The following is a 19,141-nucleotide window of genomic DNA, read 5'->3' as shown; positions in this document are numbered from 1 at the left end:
TAAGAAAAGGAAATTCACCCAACAATTCGGCAATTTCAAGCTCAAACATTCCTATATAAGGTCAAAACTCATGATCTCATAGAAATGTTTCACACGGTGTTTGATAATCGATTTTATTATTGTGGATTTGAGAAAAAGTCGGTGTAATAGCCATAATATTTTACCATTTAGGGAAGTTAAAAGAGAATTTTTTTATGTATTTAATATTCGATACTGAAACTACAGGATTACCAAAGCGTTGGGATGCACCCATTAGTGATACAGATAACTGGCCGAGATGCATACAGATTGCATGGCAATTGCATGATGGTATGGGGAACTGCATTGAACATCAGGACTATTTGGTGCAACCTGACGGATTTAATATTCCATATGATGCTGAGAAAATCCACGGTATTTCAACTGATTTGGCCCAGCAACAAGGTGTGCCGCTTGCAGAAGTATTGGAAAAGTTCAATGCTGCTTTGGCAAAAACTAAATTTGTAGTCGGTCAGAATGTTGGTTTCGACCTGAATATTATGGGGGCTGAGTTCCATCGTGAAGCCGTGGTCAATAATTTGCAGGAACTTCCGGTTTTGGATACCTGTACCGAGCACACTGCCAACTTGTGTCAACTTCCTGGAGGACGTTATGGAAGGTTCAAATTGCCGACCTTGACGGAGCTGCATGAGTTTCTATTTAATTCACCCTTTGCCGAAGCCCATAACGCTACTGCCGACGTTGAAGCCACTACACGTTGCTTTTTAGAATTAATACGACGTGAGGAGTACACTCAGGAACAGTTGGATGTATCGTCAGACTATTTTGAGAATTTTAAAGAAGCCAATCCGGCAACCATTCAACTTATCGGATTAAAGCACATTAACCTAAAGGCTGAAAGTGCGAAGATCAAAAAGCAGATTGAGGCCCTTCAAGAATCTGACGAACCTACCAAAAAAGAGATTGCCCAGAATATTGAAGAACTTAAAGAAGTGGAGTTTGTGCACTTGCACAACCACTCTCAATTCTCTGTATTGCAATCTACTATAAGTATTCCAGAATTGGTGGCAGCAGCGGCAGAACACAAGATGCCTGCTGTGGCCTTAACGGATCATGCCAATATGATGGGTGCTTTCCATTTTATAAAGGCAGTGGGCAATCATAATAGAACCGTGGAAGCCAAAAATAAAGCTGCGGAAGAACGTGGTGAAATCCCAACTGAAAAAATAATCAAGCCAATCCTTGGCTGCGAATTTTTTGTCTGTGAAGACCATAAAGATAAATCACGTAAGGATAATGGCTATCAGATTGTCATTTTGGCCAAGAATAAAAACGGCTATCACAACCTGTCCAAATTATCATCGCACGCCTTTGTGGATGGCTTTTATTATTTGCCACGGATTGATAAAAAATTGATCCAACAATACAAGGAAGATTTGATTGTATTAACGGGGAATCTTTATGGTGAAGTCCCGAGTAAGATCTTGAATATAGGTGAGAACCAAGCGGAAGAAGCTTTGCTCTGGTGGAAAGAAGAGTTTGGCGATGATCTTTATATCGAGTTGATGCGTCATAATCAGGAAGATGAAAATCGTGTAAATCCGGTGTTGATTGATTTTGCTAAGAAACATGACATCAAGTTGGTGGCCACCAATAATACCTATTATAGTAAGAAAGAAGATGCCAATGCACACGATATTTTGTTGTGTGTAAAAGACGGCGAGAAGCAGTCTACTCCAATTGGCCGTGGAAGGGGTTATCGTTACGGGTTGCCCAACCAAGAATATTATTTCAAGTCTTCAGAAGAGATGAAAAAGCTCTTTAAGGATATTCCTGAGGCTATTTCCAATATACAGGAAGTGGTGGACAAGGTTGAGGCTTTTGAATTGGCAAGGGATGTTTTGTTGCCTGCGTTTGAAATTCCTGAAGAATTTAAGCATGAAGAAGATCTAATTGATAACGGGAAACGCGGAGAGAACGCTTATCTGCGTCATATCACTTATGAAGGCGCCAAGAAACGCTATCCGGAACTCACCGACGAAATCAAGGAACGTCTCGATTTTGAGTTGAGTGTTATTGAGAATACCGGTTACCCTGGATATTTCCTGATTGTGGAAGATTTTATTAGGGAAGCCAGGAATATGGATGTTTCCGTAGGGCCAGGGCGTGGCTCGGCGGCGGGTTCAGTAGTGGCGTATTGCCTGAAGATTACTAATATTGATCCGCTCATGTACAATCTGCTTTTTGAGCGTTTCTTGAATCCGGATCGTATCAGCATGCCGGATATTGATATTGACTTTGATGATGAAGGTCGGAGTAGAGTGATGGATTATGTGATCAAAAAATATGGAAGTAATCAAGTGGCGCAAATCATTACCTATGGTACCATGGCGGCCAAATCTTCTATTAGAGATACAGCCAGAGTTTTGGACTTGCCGCTTTTTGATGCGGATAGGATTTCTAAACTTATCCCGACCATGTCCAAATTGGGCAAAATTTTTGGTTATGACGAAAAGCAGCTCAGTAAGGCTTTCAGGTCTGAGGACTTGGAAAAAGTAAACGAGCTTCTCAATATTGCTGAAGGCTCGGGCTTGGAGTCTGAAACGGTTAATTTGGCGCGAACGCTTGAAGGTTCTGTCCGTAACACAGGAATCCACGCCTGTGGGGTCATCATTACGCCTGATGATATTACTAAATTCGTTCCGGTGGCTACGGCAAAAGATTCTGATTTATATGTGACCCAGTTTGATAACTCCGTGGTAGAGGATGCAGGCTTGTTGAAGATGGATTTCTTGGGCTTAAAAACCTTGACCTTAATTAAGGATACGGTTAAAATCGTGAAGGCTAAACATGATATTTTACTTGACCCCGATAGTTTCCCTTTAGATGACAAGCTCACTTATGAATTGTTCCAAAGAGGCGAAACCGTTGGCGTATTTCAATATGAGTCGCCTGGGATGCAAAAACACCTCAAAGAGTTAAAGCCTACCGTTTTTGAGGATCTGATTGCGATGAACGCCTTGTATCGACCAGGACCAATGGAATACATTCCGAGTTTTACCAGACGTAAGCACGGCGAAGAGGAGATAGATTATGATCTTCCTGCGATGGAAGAATACTTAAAAGAAACCTATGGCATTACGGTTTACCAGGAGCAGGTGATGTTGCTGTCTCAGAAGTTAGCCGATTTCACAAAGGGTGAAGCTGACGTCCTGCGTAAAGCCATGGGTAAGAAACAGATTGCGGTTTTGGATAAGATGAAACCAAAATTCATTGCCCAAGCAGAAGCAAATGGCCATGATGCCAAAAAGCTAGAGAAGATATGGAAAGATTGGGAAGCTTTTGCGAGTTATGCATTTAATAAATCGCACTCCACTTGTTATGCTTGGATTGCCTATCAAACAGCTTATTTAAAAGCGCATTATCCTGCCGAATATATGGCTGCGGTATTGAGTAATAACATGAACGACATTAAGCAGGTGACCTTCTTCATGGAAGAATGTAAGCGTATGAAGTTAAACGTTCTGGGTCCGGATGTCAATGAGTCTTTTTATAAGTTTTCCGTTAATAAAGATTATGCGGTACGATTCGGAATGGGAGCCATCAAAGGTGTTGGACGAGGTGCCGTGATGACCATCGTTGAAAACCGTAAAAAGGATGGTCAGTATAAATCTATTTTCGATTTTGCAAAACGCGTCGATTTGAGAGCTGCCAACAAAAAAGCTTTTGAGAATTTGGCTTTAGCAGGCGGATTTGATTGTTTTACTGATACTCATAGAGCACAGTATTTTCAAGATGAAGGCGACGGCATAACCTTTTTGGAAAAGGCCATAAAGTATGGCAGTAAGCATCAGGAAAATGAAAATTCAGCTCAGGTCAGTTTATTTGGTGATGCTAGTGATGTACAAATTCCCGAGCCGTTGGTTCCACCATGTGAGGAGTGGGGCACTATGGAAAAGTTGGCCCAAGAACGAGAGGTTGTTGGCATCTATATATCAGGACATCCACTTGACGACTTTAAGGTAGAAATGAAGACATTCTGCAATGCTACTTTAGCCCATTTTGCGAATCTGGAACCTTTCGTAAATCGTGAAATGACCTTTGGTGGCGTTGTGACCAATGTGGAGCATCGCGTGAGTAAACAGGGTAAAGGTTGGGCCATGTTTACCATTGAGGATTATACCGATAGTTTTGAGTTCCGGATTTTTGGAGAAGAGTATTTAAGATTCAGGCACTTTTTAGTCCGAAGCTCATTTGTATATGTAAGAGTGTATGTCAAAGAAGGCTGGATCAATAAAGACACGGGCAAGCGAACCGATCCAAGGTTGCAGTTTTCTAGTTTTCAATTGCTACATGATGTTATGGATACCTATGCTAAAAAATTGTCCATCCAATTGGAAATAAAAGACTTGAAGGAGAGTAAAATTAAAACATTAGAGGATATTTTGAGAATGCATGAAGGAAATCATGCGCTGAATTTCTTGGTTTATGATAATGAAGAGAAGTTGAAATTGCACATGCCAAGTCGAAAACAAAAAGTGAGAATTTCACAAGAGTTGCTTGATGAACTAAGCGGTCAGGATGTTTTTTTTAAGTTGAATTAGGTTATGCCTGTCACGAAGAAAATTTTGAGGTTTAACCTAGTTAAATTCAGCAAGTAAAGATGGATGTTGCCGCAAATTGCCAGGCATCTTATAAGGATGATTAAAGTCAAGGTTTTTGGAAGTTAAGATGAATGGTTTTAGTATTTATCACCTTAAGTATAGGGCAACAATAGCTTTTTTATAATTGTGTGCTGGACAGAATCAAAACGCAACAGGAGCAATTATTAACGGTGCAAGTCAATCAAAAATTTGGATCATTTTCTCCAAAAGCGGTCATAACCATCGCAAATCCAGTTATAAGCAAAACAAATGTTAAGCGTGTAAGGATTGGCAAATATTTTGACTAATTTTGTGTCTTTAAGTAAAAAACAACAATTAAAACATAGAAAATATGGCATTAGAAATAACAGATGCAAACTTTGAAGAAACGGTTTTGAAAAGTGATAAGCCGGTAGTCGTGGATTTTTGGGCCGCTTGGTGTGGACCATGTAGAATGGTTGGACCAATCATCGATCAAATCAGCGAAGAGTACGACGGTAAAGCTGTAGTTGGAAAAGTAGACGTTGATGCAAATCAAGAGTTTGCTGCCAAGTATGGTGTGCGTAATATTCCAACGGTTTTGGTTTTTCAAAACGGAGAAGTGGTTGGAAGACAGGTTGGTGTAGCTCCAAAAAACGCCTATACTGATGCAATCGATGAGCTTCTATAGTCGATAATTTCAGAGAAGCAACTGGCATTACAATCAATAAGAACTACATAATTGTGATGGGAGATGCTATCTGACTTCAAAAAAGCATAATATTCAGATAATATGATAAAAGGTTTGTTGTAATGGCAAACCTTTTTTTATTTTAGATAAAAATATAACTATATAAAATGAGCAATAAATTAAAAGTACAAGATCTAATCGATAGTAAATTGATTGAAGAGCGCAAAGTCTTCCTTTGGGGGCAAGTAGATGATAAATCTGCAAAACACGTCGTTGACCGTTTGATGTATTTGGATGCCATAGAAACCAAGGATATCCAGTTATACATTAACAGTCCCGGTGGTTATGTAACTGCAGGATTTGCTATTTATGATTGCATGAAATCCTTAAACAGTGAGGTGTCTACCATTTGTACAGGTTTTGCGGCCTCTATGGGATCTATTCTATTGTCAGCAGGCGCAAAAGGAAAGCGTTTTATTCAGCCGCACGCACGGGTGATGATACACCAGCCAAGTGGCGGTGCACGCGGACCAGCAAGTGACATTGAAATTACGGCACAGGAAATTTTGAAAACCAAAGAATTGAGTGCGCAGTTATTGGCCGAAAATTGTGGGCAAACCATTGAAAAAGTAATGAAGGATTTTAACCGCGACCATTGGATGGGTGCAGAGGAATCTGTGGCTTATGGCATAGTGGATGAAATTATAAAATAAGAACAATGTATTAAGTGCCAAGAATTAAGACGAGTGACTCTTTTGATAATGGAGTTTTAATTAATGAAAACACCAGTCTTAATTCTAAAAAAGCGATCCAATATCTAAATTGATGAACTTACAGTCAGAACTCAATAAGACAGGTGGTTTTAAAAACCTCGAGCTTCTCGCCAAACAAGTAGTTGAGGGGTTTATTGCTGGTATGCATAAAAGTCCATTTCACGGATTTTCGGCTGAGTTTGCTGAACATAAGATTTACAATCAAGGCGAGAGCACAAAACATATCGATTGGAAACTATACGCAAAAACGGATAAGCTGTTTACCAAACGCTATGATGAGGAAACCAATTTACGATGCCACTTGATTATTGACAACAGCAGTTCGATGCATTATCCTGAAATGACCGAGTTCTCGATTAATAGCCTGAATAAAATAGCATTTTCTGCATTGGCTTCAGCCAGTTTAATGCATATTCTTAAAAAACAACGCGATGCCGTTGGTATGAGTATTTATAGTGATGCTTATGATTATTACGCGCCTGAAAAAGGCAGTGAGCGTCATCATCAAATGCTGTTGAGTGAATTGAGCAAGACGGTAGTTTCAAAACCAGTCAATAAGCAAACGGAAACTTATACCTATCTTCATCAAATTGCGGAGAAAATCCATCGGAGATCGTTGATTTTCTTTTTTACGGATATGTTTCAGACCACTACAGATCAAGAAAGATTGTTTGAAGCACTACGGCATTTAAAACATAAAAAACACGAAGTGGTCCTATTTCACGTATTCGATAAGGACAAGGAGCTTACTTTTGATTTTGAAAATACGCCAAAGCGATTTATAGATGTTGAAACTGGAGAGCACATTAATTTATATCCAGATACCATTAAAGAGACTTATGAAGATGCGGTAGGTTCTTATTTTAATGAATTAAGGCTTAAATGTGGTCAATATCAAATTAAATATGTAGAAGCAGACATCACAAAAGATTTCGATAAAATCCTGACTACATACATGGTAGCGCGTGGAAAATTTAAGTAAGCAATATTTTTGTAAAAAATGCTCTAAATTGTTTGTGATATTGAAAATGCAGTGTATATTTGCACCCGCCTGAGCGATGAAAACGATAAGTTTAATCGGGCAGGCTCGCATTAACGCAACGGTCTGGTAGTTCAGCTGGTTAGAATGCCGCCCTGTCACGGCGGAGGTCGCGGGTTCGAGTCCCGTCCAGACCGCAAAAGAGGAAATCAAATTCTTTCAAAACCCTGTAAATCTTATGATTTACAGGGTTTTAGCTTTTTAGGACACTCATAGAATTTGGTTTTATTTGATTCTAAAAGGTCACAGATCGTCAACATCATTTTTTAATCGTCAACATTGTGTTAAAAAAGATGTATCTTGATGTTCTAAGTCTAGTTGATTTGACTTTCGTCTAAGTAATGTATAATTATTAAAGACGACAACTATGCGAACTTCTTCAACATTTTCTATCCTGTTTTGGGTGTACACTAAACGGGCAATTAAAAATCAAACAAATATCTACGTCCGGATTACTGTTGACGGTCAGCGAGTGAACATCAGTTTAAAAAGAAAAATTGATATCACTACTTGGGATGAAAAGTGTCAACGCGCGGTCGGAAGGGGAAAAGATGCCCGAATTTTAAATCAGTATCTGAATGAGGTGCAAACCAAAATTCAAAGAATATATGAGCAATTTCAGTCGGAAGGCATAGGCTTGAATTCCCAGATGATAAAAGCTCGTTTTTTGGGTGAAGATAAAAACAATCTTTCCTTTCAGGGCCTAATTGTATATTATAATGAAAAAATGCAACATAAGTTGCATAAAAATACGATGGCCCAATATAAGACCAGCCAACGTTATATGTTGGAGTTCATTTCCGAGGAATTCCATATGGATGATATTCCCTTGGCAAAACTCAAATATAGTTTCATCGTAGGTTTTGAGAATTTTCTACGTTCTTATATTCCTAAAGCAGGGCAATCCAAAATCGGTAACAATACCGCGATGAAACATATTAAACGCCTGCGTAGGATGGTCACGCTTGCATACCGTATGGAATGGATTGACAGGGATCCTTTTGTCAATTTTAAAATGAAGATTGAGAAGAAAGAACGGGTTTTCCTTACAAAGGCAGAATTACAGGCTGTTGAGGATCTCACTTCCTCAATTGAACGTTTGATCGTTGTAAGAGATTTATTTGTCTTCAGTTGTTACACAGGCATATCCTATAGTGATATCATAGAATTGACAAACGAAAATATTGCAATCGGAATCGATGGTAATCCATGGATAATGGCCACGAGAACAAAAACGGGCACTCCCTTTAAAATTCCTTTACTGGCAAAGGCTGGACATTTAATTGGCAAATACAGTGAGCACGTAAGAACTTATGACACTGATCACCTTTTGCCCAAACTTTCCAATCAAAAACTGAACAGCTATCTGAAGGAAATAGCAGATCTCTGTGGCATCAAAAAGAACCTTACGTTTCACATGGCACGACATACTTTTGCTACGACCGTTACCTTAAGTAATGGTGTTCCGATTGAAACAGTGTCTAAATTATTAGGTCATACGAAATTGGCAACAACCCAAATTTATGCACAAGTAGTAGAGAAAAAGGTGAGTCAGGATATGGAGAAATTGAGGTTGATTATAGAGTGACCGTCTAATAAAGTGAATCTGTAATAGATCTTTTAACGATTGAATTGGGAATGTTTATTTATGAGAACGAATCAATATGTGGCTAATAAGTTTAATCAGATGTAAAATTGAATTAAAATAATTTATTCTAATGAGGTAGTTTCCTTTAATAAGGATTCCGCACTAATGACTGCTTTTAGTGAGTGTTAATATACAGTTATTAGTTTTTTTCTTTCAACATCTTATTATTTTATTCTTTTTCCGCTCATATTTAAATTTTACCCTACGTCAGTGTCTTTAATAGAAAAGTACGAGATTTAGAGATGATTTTTGTCAAGGCTAAGTTTCTATTTTTCAATTTGCTAATGATTAATTATTTGGTCAATTCACTTTAAATTACTCAACTGGATATTTTGAGATTCCAGGCTCACTGTGTTCAAAAAGTCCAGATTCATAGAAGAAATTTGCCATTGCCAATCCATCGCCATTGGATTCTTTTGTAGCTCTTAACTCGAACCATCTTTCCATAAATTGATTTTGTCCGACGAGTTCCGTGTTTGTTTGAGCGATCATTTGGTTTAGATCTGTCAAATCGTTTTCATCCAATACTTTTACATAAAAATTACTTCCATAACTGTCAACACATAAATTACCTATGGGTTCCCAAATCAGATTCGTACAGTTATTTGTTTTGAATGTAAAGTGCGCATATGAGATGATGGGGTTTTGATTTAAGTCTGAAATTAATTTGGTTATTTCTTCACAACTTTTGGGAGCGTTTAGCTTTAAAGGTATTTCTTTAAACTTATAATTTGCAACTTTATGAATCTGGTAGTCGTAGTTTTGATTAAAAGGGTTTAGTGTTGAAATGAAATTTTTAATTTCATGATCCGGATAAATACTATCAACTGCAATTAAAATATAATCGTTTGAAATTTCTCCCAACAAATCCTGGCTTCCGTTATAATATTTAAAATTTATAAAATCACAAGAACCTTGGTTAATTTCAGTGTCATCACCATTAGAACAGCTTATTAAGGATATGACAACCAATAGAAATAAAATATAATTTCTCATATTAATGTAGTCTTAGTAGATGAGTTTTTATTGAAAAAGTTGAATCTTTGCTTCATAAAGTCTCACATTGACTGTCTTTAATGTGCACTGTAATATTATGGCATTCTTTCAATGACGAGATGCTTTTCATCCAATGTTTTTATTTTCCAATGGTTATCCATTACGCCACCCAGTCCATTATCAATGGTAATGGTAATTATGGAATCATTTTTTTTCCATTTTCCTTGAAAATCGGCAAATATTAGCGGCGGAGTGCCACACCATCCCGAGCTTCTTTCCAAGCTTATGTTTTCTGTTAAAAATGCCACGCCATAGCCGTCATCTTTGAATCTGTTGGCTCTTTCAAATGTAGTTCCTGAGTCGCTATAGACAGGGTTGATCCAATACCCAATCAGTATGTCCGACTCATCAATCAGTATGGAGTCATTGTCATTCTCGCATCCGATATTGATAATAATAAATAGAAATAAGAAAGCTTTAAGAAGTGGTTTCATAATCGTTGTGTTTTAGTTTACTGTTAGATTAATAGTGATGAATTCCGTTGGACTTGATTTAAATTTCAACTCGTGATTTCCAGCTTTATTGGTGATAAATTCATAATTAACCGTCCGTATTGGGAGGTTATCTGTACAAATACAACCAACATATTTTGCTTCAACTTCAATAACTCGCGTGTTTCCGTCTTTCTTTTCAATAAAATCCCCAAAACCTCCACAGCCGTTATTGACCTGAAAACTTACTTCGATATTAAGGGTTTTATTCAGTGTTCCTGTCTTGGGAGCGTCAACAGAAGTGACAAACGCAGCTTGGTTCGAAATGCAGTCCTCATTTTTATCATCGTCACTACAGCTTACGAGCAAACCGAATATCATAGTGGAAAGTAGTAGGATGATTTTCTTTGGGCTCATAGTTAGTTTGATTGTGTATGATTTTTTATAAGATGCAAAATCAGACAAAAGGTTGCGTCAAGAGCATTGCAAATAATTAGGTGTGAGACCTCAAGAGAATTAGAAACTCGCTGACCCTATATTTATATTTTGGATTTAACCTTAATGTTTTTTTTGTTTTCAAAAAAATTTGGGAGATGACTTAATAGGCATAGATCAGTTGCCCATCCCATCTTTCCAAATTTAACGTTATTTCTTTATTTTGAGTTCTTAGAGGCGTAAGGTCAAATGACATTGTTTTTCCAACTATGGCGTTACAGAGTTCTGTGTTGTCGATAAATAACTTTAAATCTCTTTGTAAGACTGATGTTTCGGAAACTCTACCGGCATCTACCAAGTCCATTTCTATGGTATCTCCCGTGCAACCGCCTGTTAGGATGCCAATGACCAAGCAGTCCTCTATGATTTCTGCCGAGATGATTTCAAAACCATTTCTTCCGGTGCCATCATCGTCTAGACGATTTTTAAACATATCATTGTTAATGATGACGAATTCATCACATAAAGCCGAAGTTGCAGGGTCATCCTTTTTACTGCAAGACAAGAGATGTAATGTGAGAACAAGGATTATGAGTAGGGAAGGCAGCTTTTTCATAAAAATACATTTATTGATTAAGTGTTATTCTTGAACTATGTAAAGCTACCAACTTTATTTTAGAGAATTCAAGAAAGCACTTTTGAGATGTATTAAGTTGGATATTTCGTGTTAAAATTGTAGTCCCAGACTAAAACCATAGGACCTGAAGATTAATGTTCTTGGGCTTTCGTATAATTCATTGAGTATTTTTTCTCTAACAACATAATAGTTATAATCACCAAAAACATTTAAGTTTAAATTAAAGGCATCCGTTTTTGTGATGGGAAATTGTAGCCCTAATCTAATGTTTCCCATTTGACTTTCTATATTATTACTTAGTGCGATATTATAGGCAGTCATTAAATTGATATTCACACTTTCATAATTTATAAAATGATACCGTAAAATTCCTCCTATTTTTAAGGCGGATATCTTTTGCTGACTTTGGTATTGGACTCCACTCATGGCTCCAATAGTTAGTTTGTTTAACACTGGATAATTTATGCTGTATAGAATTCCGTACGATACTTTTCTTTCAAGATTAATTCCCATGCCCGAAACTAATTTATCATTTCGATCATACAAAGCATAGTCATATTCGACCTGGCTATTTACCCCAAATTCAATCTCAACATTAGAAAACCAGGCTTTGGGAATTTGATCAGGAATAGAATTTTGAAATATGCTTTTTCCTGCATTTAATAAATCAAAAGGATTTTGGGAGACCATTAAAACTGGAATCCATAAAGTAAGTAGTGTTAGGATTTTTTTCATGCTTGATTTTATTTGTGAAAAGGTGCTGCCGTAATTTTTTATAAAAGTATCAGATTAAATGGCCGGTATGAGTCGTTATCTTTATGATTTGCTTTTAAGATACCCATAGGAGGGATGGTGAAGCGCTTTGTTCTAAAAACGATACCCAATTCGCAAATGTAAATTCACTGCGACATCAGCTTCGTTTATTAAAACCACGTTATCTTTTTTAAAGTAGTGTAAGTATCCAACTCCGAAACCAGCCTCATATGTGAAGTGGTTGCCAAGATTCCTTCTGATTCCCCAAGTGGGTACAATAGAGATGTCAGTAATAAAATTGAGGTTGCTTTCATTCGAAATGATAAACCAATCAGGATGATATGTGGTCTTTATTGAGATAAAGTTGCCGCTGTTACCATCTGTTCGTCGAGATTTGCTTTTCCGTTTGTTTAAATTATAGTACCATCTCGGTTCTATTGTTATTGCGGGTGCAAGCAAAAATCCATTAATATTATTGCTATCGCTCCCATAAATTCCTGTATCGAGCCCAATTTCACTTCGTAATGAGATAAGATTCGTTAGTTTTGATTCGTTATGCACCCAAACTCCTAAGAAGCCAGTTTGAACCCCGAAGGTTGATTTTTCAACACTGACACTTTGTGAATTTGCATTTAGAACTATTCCGAGAATAAATAAGGGTATTAAAATATATCTCATAAACTTAATTACGTTTTGACTTCTTCATGTTTAATTAAATAAGGAGTTGCAAAATAATAGCTAATTTGGACAAGCAATTTAAGGCTATATTTCAGAAGAAAACTCAGTATGTTCTTTTAAACCTGTTTCTGTTTTAAATTTCCAGCCTACCAATGCGGACTCGTTTTCGCCAAAGCTTGTTTCCGTTTCGAGATTGAAAATATCTGTTTCATATTCCCTATAGACTTTATCGTAGATAGTCTTTGCAAACTTTGTCCATTTTTCTTGGGTATTGATTTCTGATTTATCAAACTCGCTTCTCATTTTTCTTGAATAGATCTCTAAAAGATCAAATTTGACTTGGTTGTATTCCAGTAAGTATTTACTCATTTTCAATGGTTGGACGTATGAACATTCGAATAGAAATGTTGGATAAATATTGACCTCGCCTTTACCGTTTAAAAAGTTTACGTCGTTAAACTGCACATCTATATAACCACAAAAAAAGGAAGTCCTATCTATTTTTGGTGAATCTTTAAAATATTCCCATTTCAATTTATTAGTGGAACTCCATATCAATTCCTTTTCAAATTCTGCTGTATTCTCTAATTTGTAGACTTCAAACTTTATACGATGACAAACTGATAAGCCGCTTGGTAATTTATGTTCGGTTATTTTCACGGAATTACCCCCGACACTTCTCGCCTTTTGCTTGGCTAAATTCTTAACTCTATCATAGCTACAGTCAAAGCTCATCCCTCCGTCTTTTATTTCGAAATTCCCGATTTTTATGTCGTTTTCATGAGGTGTGATTCTTTCGTTTTCTTCAATGATGACAACACTTTCTGTCTTAGAAAGAGGTTGAAGTGCACCTGATGGTGTCCCTTTAATTTTCATTTGAGTGGCGCAGCTGCATACTATTACCGAAATAATAGCGAATAAGAAAACAGTGTTATTTTTCATTGTCTTTGGATAAAATGTTAAAGCGTGGATAAATAAAGAATTGAATGAAAGTTTCCTAAAACAATACATAAACTTTAAAATTCAATCATGTTTTTTATCGGGCTAAAATAGAAAATTTATTGAGATGGATTATGTATATAATCGATAAAATATGATTGGGAATAATCCTTGATATTAGCATTGACTGAAACCTTTTGGTAGTACTTCTTTTATAGTGAAATAACTTTCTTAAGTTACAGAATTGATCAGGTGAAGGCTGTTAAGCTGTGATTGGGTCAAAACATTCAATTGAACATCGGTGAGCTGATATAGTGTGGGATTTGAAAGCAAGTATTACGTGATTCAAGTCAATTATTGTCTTTATATATTTTTCGGCCTATTTCCTTTCCATTTGACTGAAAAAATAGAAAATAACTAATATTAATTTTTGTTTCTAAGTTATGAATCAGAATTTTTAAAAGTGTAAATTCAAAAAAGTAAACTCACCAACGTGCCCTGGTTTTCTGAACTTTGCAATTGAATCTTACCACCGTGCAATAACATGATCTGTTTGCAAAGACTCAGACCGATCCCACTTCCCGTTTTTTTAGTACTGAAAAAGGGCACAAAAATACTGTCCATGATCTCTGCTGGAATACCGCTGCCATTGTCCGCTACTTTTATTTGACCAGTAGCCTTGTGACTCAAATCTGCTGAAACAATAATTTGCGGTTGGCGAATACCTTCTGTAGCATCAATAGCGTTCAAAATAAGGTTGATGAGTACTTGTTCTATAAGGTAAGCGTCAAGCTCAAAGCTCAGATTGGGATCATCCAATTTAAAAACAAGTGTTACTTCTTTATTTTCCAGTGATGGTTTCATCAGCTCGTTTATGTTGTCGAACAGAACGGAAGCTTTTATTTTAGTTTTGTTGACGTGTGTAACTTTGTTCAGGCTGCGATAGGTTTTTGCGAATTTCATCAAGCCCTCGCTTCGCTTTTTTATACTGTTCAGGCCCGCATTGATATCCTCCAATTCCAATGTTTCGGGATGAGGTTGTTCCATGGATTCCTGAATGTTTTTCTGAAGCGTTTCGGCCAAGGAAGTGATTGGCGCAATGCTGTTCATAATTTCATGTGTCATCACACTCAATAGTTTTTTCCAGGCCTCGCTTTCGTTTCTGTTCAAAGTTTCTTCTATATTCTGAAGAACAATGAGCTTAAACGAATCTTCGGCCATTTCAAAAACGGTATCAGAGATTAAAACTTTTAAGGTTTCTTGTCGCATTTCCAAAGTCACAGAGGTGGTATTGGAATGGTAGGTCTCAAACAATTCGTCATAAATTTTTGGACGTCTTTTTTCAACAAAGCTTATGTTTTTGAAAGAAGGGAAATCTAAGGTCTTTAATAAAGAGTCGTTTGCCCAAAGCACATCACCACTTTCCACGTTATAGGCAATAATTCCTATGTTGACCATCTCCAATATTTTCTGTAGATATACAAACTGTGCCTGACGTTCACTGTCTATGGCTTTGATTGTTTTATTGACGAGATTAAAACCTTTGTGCAATTGGCGTATGTCTTGTGGACCCTTGGTTTCAACAAACCATCTCGAAAAGTCGCGATATTTTACCGATTCAAAAAAGTCGTCCACTTCCAAAAAGCGCTTGATTACAAACCGATATAAATTATATACAGCAATAACAGATAGAAGTGTCCCGCCCAAAAGCGCATAAGTATGAAACCATACAATTCCAAAAGCCAAGAGCGTTAAGGCTATTAACAGTCCTAAAACCCGAACTGTAAGTGCAAATAAATAGCTTTTATAGGTCATATTTATGGAGTCTGCGATAGAGTGCGGCGCGAGTAATGCCTAATTCCTTAGCGGATTTAGAGATGTTTCCGTTGTTTTTTTCTATTACCGCAAGTATGGTATTCTTTTCGAGCGCATCCAGATTTGTTTCATTCTGGCTCACCTTTAACTGAGGTTGTTCGATTGCTGAAAAGATTAAATCTTCAGCTTCGAGAGTCTGATGTTCTGCCATAATAACTGAGCGCTCTAAAGTATATTGCAATTCGCGCACGTTACCATTAAAATGATGGCTTTTAAGCTTTTTAAGAAATTCTACAGAAAGACTAAAAGTGTTTTTCCCGTATTTTTCAGCATAAAAATCAACAAAATGGTTGGCAAGAAGTGTCATGTCTGAGCCTCTTTCACGCAGAGGTGGAATAGTGATATCGACTGTATTGATGCGGTAGATTAAATCTTTTCTGAAACGTTCTTCATCGGCCAAATCTTTAATCGGCACATTGGTGGCGCAGATTAAGCGGATATCAATTGGTATTGGTTGATTGGCCCCCAAAGGTGTGACTTGCCTATTTTGTAGAACCGTTAATAATTTTGCTTGTTGCCGTAGGGTGATATTGCCAATTTCATCCAAAAAAAGAGTGCCACCTTCAGCAGATTCAAATCGGCCTTTTCGATCTTCTCGTGCATCTGTAAAGGCACCTTTTTTGTATCCGAAAAGTTCACTTTCAAAAAGTGAATCCGTTAAAGACCCGACATCTATTTTTATGAAAGGCTTATTTTTTCGAAGGGAATTGTCGTGGATCGCTTTGGCAATAAGATCTTTACCGGTGCCGTTTTCGCCAAGTATTAGGATGTTGGCGTCGGTTGGCGCTACTTTGTTCAGTTTGACAAACACGTCTTGCATGGGTTCGCTTTCACCTATAATTTGAGTCTCAGCATCTAAGTGAAGCTTTTTTGGTTGCTTTTTTTTCTGTTTCTCAACATGTTCGCGAACGGTTTCCAGTATTTTATTGTTCTGCCATGGCTTGACAATAAAATCCGAAGCCCCTTCTTTTAAAGAGCGTATGGCCAAATCAATGTCGCCATAAGCCGTAATCAGGATGACGTCAATCTCAGCTTTCTGTTTTTTTATTTTATTCAGCCAGAAAATCCCTTCATTGCCCGTATTGACCAAACCGTTAAAATTCATGTCCAAGATGACCAGGTCAAATGCATGTTCCTGTATCAAACTGAGGATCATATTTGGATTTTTGCTGGTAACCACTTCTTTGACTTTTGATTTTAGCAAAAGCCGAAGTGCAATAAGGACATCCTCATCGTCATCAACAACTAATATTTTGGCATTATGAAGTAGCATCACTACAATATTAATAAATTCAAGTCTTTTATTAGCGGATTCTCAAACCATAATTGTGAATTAATAAAAGTGTATCAACACCGAACAGAGAGTGTCTCAAAACCGAACACTTTACAATTGCACTAAAATAGTTATCATGTTGAAAATGAGTGAATTGCTGTTTTGGCATCATATTCAGTATCTATTAACTGAAAAACAAGACATTATATGGACATCCAATTAGAAAAGAAACGATTTTCAAACCAAAAACTACTCATTATAGGCGGGGTTATTCTTTTGTTGGCACTCATCGTTTTTGTGATTTTATCCTCTATGGGCGGTTCAAAATTGAACGTCGAGAAGGAACGCATCAGCATTAGTACGGTTGAAAAGGGCGTTTTTCAGGAAAATATTCCCGTCAACGGCATTGTTTTGCCCATTACAACCATCTACTTAGATGCTTTGGAAGGTGGTCGTGTGGAAGAGAAATTTGTTGAAGATGGTGCCATTCTAAAAAAAGGGGAGCCTATTTTGAGACTCTCCAATACGGATTTAGAGTTGAGTCTTATAAATCAAGAAACTCAGGTTTATAACCTTTTGACCCAAATGCAGATCTCACAAAATGCTGCACGACAAAATACCATTAATAAACTCAACCAATATACGGATGTGGAAAGTGGTTTGATTGAAGCAAAGCGGGTTTATGATCTTAATAGCAGGTTATACGAAAAGAAAGCCATTGGAAGACAGGACTTGATCAAAGCCCAAAATGAATACAATTATCAAAAAGAGCGGATGCTTCTTTCCAAACAAATATTGGGTCAAGATTCTATTGCCGTAAAACAGGAGCAAAATCAAGTGCAAAGCAGTTACGCTCGGACCCAAAATGCCTTGGAACTGATGCGCAGAAAAGTAGCAGATCTTGTGGTAAAAGCACCTGTGGATGGGCAGCTAACCTCTTTGGATGCTGAAATTGGTCAATCTAAGAACAAAGGCGAACGTTTGGGGCAGATCGATGTTTTGAGCGGATTTAAAGTTCGTGCCGATATTGACGAACATTATATCACGAGGATTTATAACGGACAAAAAGGAAAGTTTAGTGTAGGTGGAAAAAGTTTTAGTCTGAGTATTAAAAAAGTGTACACTCAGGTCACCAATGGTCGCTTTCAAGTGGACATGCAGTTTGAAGAAGAGGTTCCTGAAGGCATCCGTCGCGGTCAGACCTTGCAGATCCGACTTGCTTTAAGCGATGAGAAACAAGCAGTGATGATTCCAAAGGGTGGATTTTTTCAGCAGACTGGTGGCAATTGGATTTTTAAGATCAACGAAAATGGCGATACGGCCTATAAAGTCGATATTACTTTGGGGAGTCAGAACACAGAATATTATGAAGTCCTGAGTGGATTACAACCCGGCGATAAAGTGATCACCAGTAGCTATGATAATTATGGCGACGTGCAGGAACTGGTGTTGAAAGATTAATAGGATTCAGAATCAAAAAAAACAAATACCAACGATAAGCAATAAGAAAATGATAAAAATAACAGATTTAGAAAAATATTACGCCACAGAGGAAGTCCGAACGATTGCCTTAAACAAACTGTCGTTTAGCGTAAAAACAGGTGAGTTTGTAGCCGTAATGGGACCATCTGGTTGCGGAAAGTCAACCTTGCTCAATATTTTGGGGCTTTTGGATGATCCTGATGGCGGCAGCTTTATGTTCAACGATATTGAGGTGTCCGGTTTCAATGAACGGAAGCGTGCAGAACTGCGCAAGCACAACATTGGTTTCGTCTTTCAAAGTTTTAATCTTATAGATGAACTTACGGTGTTTGAAAACGTAGAGCTTCCGCTGATTTATACCGGTGTCAAATCTGCCGAAAGAAAGGAACGTGTGGACGCAGTTTTAGAAAAGATGCAAATCATGCACCGTCGGAAACATTTTCCACAACAATTATCGGGAGGTCAGCAACAGCGAGTGGCGGTAGCGAGAGCCGTAGTGAACAACCCTAAACTCATCCTTGCTGATGAGCCTACAGGGAATTTGGATAGCAGTAATGGTAATGAAGTTATGGGTCTATTGACTGAACTGAACGAAGCTGGAACTACTATTATAATGGTCACCCACAGTGAACATGATGCAAAATACAGCCACCGCATCATCCGCATGCTAGATGGCCAGAAAGTGACGGAGAATATTTTGGCGGATTTTAAAAGTTCAGAAAGGCCCCTAACCACCGAAGGTGGTACGCTTACTCCTGCGGAAGTAAAATAAGTTGCAATCCAGACGTGAAAGGTTTCAAAACCTGTCAGGTCTATAAAACATCATCAAT

Annotated in this window: 16 protein-coding genes and 1 tRNA gene; 8 read left to right on the top strand and 9 right to left on the bottom strand. The window is 37.5% G+C overall.

The genetic code is table 11. The annotated features are described in order from the left end of the window. The first annotated feature begins 194 nt into the window (after positions 1–194). The 6 genes from dnaE (at position 195) to H3Z82_RS02410 (ending at position 8,692) form a co-directional block, all read left to right on the top strand. Entirely contained in the window at positions 195–4,583 is a 4,389-nt protein-coding gene (dnaE, locus tag H3Z82_RS02435) for a DNA polymerase III subunit alpha (RefSeq protein WP_182202304.1), read from the top strand. Between the two features lie 391 nt (positions 4,584–4,974). Further along, complete coding sequence (gene trxA, locus H3Z82_RS02430) at positions 4,975–5,292, top strand: thioredoxin (RefSeq protein WP_182202303.1); 318 nt, start codon at positions 4,975–4,977, stop codon at positions 5,290–5,292. 167 nt (positions 5,293–5,459) lie between these two features. Continuing rightward, a complete protein-coding gene (locus H3Z82_RS02425; RefSeq protein WP_182202302.1) occupies positions 5,460–6,005 on the top strand; it encodes a ClpP family protease in 546 nt (181 codons plus the stop codon). A gap of 112 nt (positions 6,006–6,117) precedes the next feature. Then, positions 6,118–7,047 carry a DUF58 domain-containing protein gene (locus H3Z82_RS02420; RefSeq protein WP_182202301.1) on the top strand — a complete coding sequence of 310 codons (930 nt, stop codon included), beginning with the start codon at positions 6,118–6,120 and terminating at the stop codon, positions 7,045–7,047. Positions 7,048–7,167: 120 nt separating this feature from the next. After that, positions 7,168–7,241: transfer RNA gene (locus H3Z82_RS02415), tRNA-Asp, on the top strand. Between the two features lie 230 nt (positions 7,242–7,471). Continuing rightward, positions 7,472–8,692: a site-specific integrase gene (locus H3Z82_RS02410; RefSeq protein WP_182202300.1), complete on the top strand. Its 1,221-nt coding sequence runs from the start codon at positions 7,472–7,474 to the stop codon at positions 8,690–8,692. 375 nt (positions 8,693–9,067) lie between these two features. Here H3Z82_RS02410 and H3Z82_RS02405 read toward each other — a convergent pair whose 3' ends face one another. The 9 genes from H3Z82_RS02405 to H3Z82_RS02365 all read right to left on the bottom strand — a co-directional run bounded on the left by H3Z82_RS02405 (position 9,068) and on the right by H3Z82_RS02365 (position 16,829). Continuing rightward, positions 9,068–9,748 carry a hypothetical protein gene (locus H3Z82_RS02405; protein ID WP_182202299.1) on the bottom strand — a complete coding sequence of 227 codons (681 nt, stop codon included), beginning with the start codon at positions 9,746–9,748 and terminating at the stop codon, positions 9,068–9,070. Between the two features lie 95 nt (positions 9,749–9,843). Beyond that, positions 9,844–10,242, bottom strand: coding sequence for a hypothetical protein (locus tag H3Z82_RS02400; protein ID WP_182202298.1), 399 nt, complete (start codon positions 10,240–10,242; stop codon positions 9,844–9,846). 12 nt (positions 10,243–10,254) lie between these two features. Continuing rightward, positions 10,255–10,656, bottom strand: coding sequence for a hypothetical protein (locus H3Z82_RS02395; protein ID WP_182202297.1), 402 nt, complete (start codon positions 10,654–10,656; stop codon positions 10,255–10,257). A 181-nt stretch (positions 10,657–10,837) separates the two neighbouring features. Beyond that, positions 10,838–11,290, bottom strand: coding sequence for a hypothetical protein (locus H3Z82_RS02390; RefSeq protein WP_182202296.1), 453 nt, complete (start codon positions 11,288–11,290; stop codon positions 10,838–10,840). Positions 11,291–11,401: 111 nt separating this feature from the next. Further along, positions 11,402–12,046: a hypothetical protein gene (locus tag H3Z82_RS02385; RefSeq protein ID WP_182202295.1), complete on the bottom strand. Its 645-nt coding sequence runs from the start codon at positions 12,044–12,046 to the stop codon at positions 11,402–11,404. 132 nt (positions 12,047–12,178) lie between these two features. After that, entirely contained in the window at positions 12,179–12,742 is a 564-nt protein-coding gene (locus H3Z82_RS02380) for a hypothetical protein (protein WP_182202294.1), read from the bottom strand. Positions 12,743–12,826: 84 nt separating this feature from the next. After that, on the bottom strand, positions 12,827–13,684 hold the full coding sequence (locus H3Z82_RS02375; protein WP_182202293.1) for a hypothetical protein: 858 nt from the start codon (positions 13,682–13,684) through the stop codon (positions 12,827–12,829). Between the two features lie 468 nt (positions 13,685–14,152). Next, positions 14,153–15,496: a sensor histidine kinase gene (locus H3Z82_RS02370; RefSeq protein ID WP_182202292.1), complete on the bottom strand. Its 1,344-nt coding sequence runs from the start codon at positions 15,494–15,496 to the stop codon at positions 14,153–14,155. Continuing rightward, on the bottom strand, positions 15,486–16,829 hold the full coding sequence (locus H3Z82_RS02365; protein ID WP_182202291.1) for a sigma-54-dependent transcriptional regulator: 1,344 nt from the start codon (positions 16,827–16,829) through the stop codon (positions 15,486–15,488). The genes H3Z82_RS02370 and H3Z82_RS02365 overlap by 11 nt, the downstream gene beginning before the upstream one ends. Positions 16,830–17,036: 207 nt before the next feature. Between H3Z82_RS02365 and H3Z82_RS02360 the strand changes: the two genes are divergently transcribed. Beyond that, a complete protein-coding gene (locus H3Z82_RS02360; protein WP_182202290.1) occupies positions 17,037–18,290 on the top strand; it encodes an efflux RND transporter periplasmic adaptor subunit in 1,254 nt (417 codons plus the stop codon). A 49-nt stretch (positions 18,291–18,339) separates the two neighbouring features. Continuing rightward, a complete protein-coding gene (locus tag H3Z82_RS02355; protein ID WP_182202289.1) occupies positions 18,340–19,083 on the top strand; it encodes an ABC transporter ATP-binding protein in 744 nt (247 codons plus the stop codon). Positions 19,084–19,141: the final 58 nt, after the last annotated feature.

It is taken from the genome of Gelidibacter maritimus (assembly GCF_014062315.1).
GTDB classification, from domain to species: Bacteria; Bacteroidota; Bacteroidia; order Flavobacteriales; family Flavobacteriaceae; genus Gelidibacter; species Gelidibacter maritimus.
The sequence above is the reverse complement of the archived record's forward strand: the minus strand, read 5'-3'. Positions and strand labels throughout refer to the sequence as shown.